4 protein-coding genes are annotated in these 3,502 nt (G+C 32.8%); 1 reads left to right on the forward strand and 3 read right to left on the reverse strand.

Features of this window, described 5'->3' with window-relative positions:
• Positions 1-38: 38 nt before the first annotated feature.
• The 3 genes from CD035_RS06490 to CD035_RS06500 are packed head-to-tail and all read right to left on the reverse strand — an operon-like array spanning position 39 to position 2,243.
• Positions 39-845 carry a MetQ/NlpA family ABC transporter substrate-binding protein gene (locus tag CD035_RS06490; protein ID WP_025904899.1) on the reverse strand — a complete coding sequence of 269 codons (807 nt, stop codon included), beginning with the start codon at positions 843-845 and terminating at the stop codon, positions 39-41.
• Positions 846-852: 7 nt separating this feature from the next.
• Positions 853-1,524 (reverse strand): methionine ABC transporter permease, encoded by a 672-nt coding sequence (locus CD035_RS06495; RefSeq protein ID WP_048541417.1) that lies wholly within the window; start codon positions 1,522-1,524, stop codon positions 853-855.
• On the reverse strand, positions 1,521-2,243 hold the full coding sequence (locus CD035_RS06500; protein WP_048541415.1) for an ATP-binding cassette domain-containing protein: 723 nt from the start codon (positions 2,241-2,243) through the stop codon (positions 1,521-1,523). Before CD035_RS06500 ends, CD035_RS06495 begins: the two co-directional genes overlap by 4 nt.
• Positions 2,244-2,439: 196 nt before the next feature.
• On the opposite strand from CD035_RS06500, the gene hemQ reads away from it, so the two are divergent.
• The gene (gene hemQ, locus CD035_RS06505) at positions 2,440-3,189 is read left to right on the forward strand and encodes a hydrogen peroxide-dependent heme synthase (protein WP_048541413.1); all 750 of its coding nucleotides are present in this window, start codon (positions 2,440-2,442) and stop codon (positions 3,187-3,189) included.
• Positions 3,190-3,502: the final 313 nt, after the last annotated feature.

Below are 3,502 nucleotides of genomic sequence, written 5' to 3' on the forward strand. Positions count from 1 at the left end.
TTAATAATTTTTTCATTTCTACACCTCATATTTTTATTTTAAAACGATGGAATTAACGTATCTTCATGTTTTTCTTTTAGATATTTTTTAACTGCATCACTTTTCATAACTTTATGTAATTCTTTAATCTTTTCTGAGTCTTTATTATCTTCTCTTGCAACGAGTTGAATTGAGAATCGTGAATCAATGTTTTTCTCTAAGAACAGTGCATCAGCAGGTTTTAAGCCAATTTTAGAAATATAAGTTGGATAGTTATAGACAAGTGATACATCTTTTTCACTGTACGTTTCTGCTAAGTTCAGCAAGTCTACTTTCAACCATTTGAAATCTTTAGGATTTTCGACGATATCTTTCGTAGTTCCATTTACACCAACGCCGTCTTTCAATTTAATAAGACCTTGTTCTTCAAGAATCGCTAATGCTCTACCTTCATTTGAAATATCATTTGGTATCGCTACTTTTGTACCTTTTGGAATGTCATTGATGTCTTTATATTTTTTAGAATAAAAACCAACTTTTGCATCATAAATCGGTTGAATCGCTACTAAATTTGCTTTTCGTTCTGAGTTGTATTTTTCCATAAATGGTTTATGCTGTGCAAAGCTTGCATCCGCTTCTTTACTACTTACCATATCGTTATAAGCAACGTTGTCATTCACTTGGACAAGTTTAATTTCCCAGCCGTCCTTTTTAGCTTCTTTTGCTGCTTCTTTAACGACGTCTGTCATTGGTGGTGCTTGAGAAGCTACTTTAATGACTTTGTCTTCGTTATCTTTTTTATTCGCGCCACAGCCTGCGATGATAATGCTTAACATTAATAACATAACAAATAAACTTTTTTTCATTTCTACACTACTTTCTTTTATCTATTTTTCGAGCTATAAAGTTCCCTAACATTTGTATGATAAATACACTGATAATGATGATGATGATTGAGAAATACATGATTTCATTTTCATAACTTTGGTAACCGTATCTGATTGCGAAATCACCTATTCCACCACCGCCAACAATACCCATGACTGTTGAATAAGACACCATGCTTACTGTCGTCGTTGTATATGCCAATATAATGCCGCTACGTGATTCAACTAATATGAAATTCCAAATATATTTATATGTTGTCGCACCTAGAGATTCTGCCAAGACTTTAATATCACCAGGAATATCTAATAATACTTGCTCAACCAACCTTGAAAATATCGCGATACCTACAATACTTAAAGGGATAATCGATGGGTATGGACCGAACGCACTCCCTAAAATCATACGTGTAAGCGGGATTAAACTGATTACAAATAGTAAGTACGGGAATGAACGTATAAATGTAATTAAGAAATTAAATGACCAATAATAATTGATATTTAAAGCTTTAATACTCGGGTTTGATAAAAATAATGCGATTCCTAGAGGTAGTCCAACTAGCAAAGTGATGAGCATGGAATAACCTAACATGATGCACGTTTCTTGTAAGGACTGAATCAATTCTGGTAAGTAGTAATTTATCTTTTCTAAAAATGTCATTCTTCTAAACTCTGCCTAACATTCTCTAAATAAGAATTCGTATTTCTTTCTACACTTACTACTTTATTATCCATAACCTCTAACAATTGACCGTCCTCCATAACACATACTTCTTCACATAATTGTTTAACAACGCTCAATTCATGCGTCACAAAAATAATCGTAATATTATATGCTTTATTCACTTTCTTCAACATCTTAATGATGATTTCAGTGTTATGTTCATCTAAACTACTTGTCGCCTCATCACACAATAAAATATCCGGGTTTCTCACGAGCGCTCTTGCTAATGCAACACGTTGTTTCTCTCCACCGGATAATTGTGCTGGATAATAATCCTTTTTATCATTTAACCCAACAAACCCTATTAATTCATCTACTTTTGCTTTATCTTGCTGATTAATAATTTTTAAAGGCAAAGCGATATTTTGCTGAACGTTAAGGTTATTCAACAAATTATAATTTTGAAATACCATGCCTATTTTTTCTTTATACTTCCTTACAACACGCTTTGATAACGCTTCTGTATCTTTCCCGTCAAAAACAATGCGCCCTTCTGTTGGTTGTTCTATTAAATTCAGTAATCTCAGTAACGTCGACTTTCCCGAACCACTTTTTCCGACAATACCTGTAACAGATCCTGGTTCTATCGTTAAAGAAAAATCTTTTAAAGCAAAATTGTCATTATATTTTTTTGAAACATTTTCTAATTTATACAACTTTATACTCCTGTAAAATTATTTTAAAAAGGAAATCTATTTTCATTATCCAATAATTGAAATCGATAATCAATATCAATTAATACATTTAAGTATTCTTTCTTTCACAACAATGTAAAAAGTTGAGTCCTTTCAACCTTATCTAGTATGATAGACTTGTAATGAAGATATCTTTTCTAAAAGGAGCGAAAGTAAAATGAACGAAGCAGCAAAAACATTAGATGGTTGGTACAGCTTACATTTATTTTATGCAATTGATTGGGCAAGCTTAAAAACTGTACCTGAAGAAGATCGAAACACAATGATCAGCGAATTCAAGACTTTCCTTGAAGCGTTGGAAACAGTTCATAATAATAAAGAAGGTTCTCATGCTTTCTATAACATAACAGGACAAAAAGCAGATTTAATGTTATGGTTCTTAAGACCAGACGTTAAACAATTAAACGCCTTAGAAAATGAATTTAACAAGTTAGATATCAGTGACTTCTTAATTCCAACATATTCATACGTATCAATCGTAGAACTTTCAAACTATCTTGCAGGTGACTCTAACGAAGATCCATACGAAAACCCACATGTAAAAGCAAGATTATATCCAGAAGTACCACGTTCAGAATACGTATGTTTCTACCCAATGGATAAAAGACGTGACGGCGAAGACAACTGGTATATGTTAGATATGGATCATAGACGTAGCTTAATGCGCTCACACGGTTTAATCGGACGTAGTTATGCAGGTAAAGTAAAACAATTTATTACAGGTTCAGTAGGACTAGACGATTACGAATGGGGCGTAACATTATTCAGTGATGACATGTTACAATTCAAGAAATTAATCTATGAAATGCGTTTCGACGAAGTATCAGCAAGATATGGTGACTTCGGAGCATTCTATGTAGGTAATATATTAAATATTGATGAATTAGATACATTCTTTAAATTGTAATAATATAGAAAGAGCCTGGAACTGAGTGAAATTCCAGGCTCTTCATATTTTGAGTGCTATTGATGTTCATTTACAGTCCGATAATTTATTTTATCGGACTGTAAATACCGTTTTCGGGTCGATATTTTTATTTATCGGCCTGGAAATCCCATTTTCGGGTCGATATTTATTTTTATCGGCCTGTAAATACCGTTTTCGGGTCGATATTTATTTTTATCGGCCTGGAAATCTTGTTTTCGGGTCGATATTTTATTTTATCGGTCCAGAATATTAATTAAGGCTGGGACATAATATAATATCCCAGCCTCAATCT

It is taken from the genome of Mammaliicoccus sciuri, from assembly GCF_002901825.1.
GTDB lineage: Bacteria > Bacillota > Bacilli > Staphylococcales > Staphylococcaceae > Mammaliicoccus > Mammaliicoccus sciuri.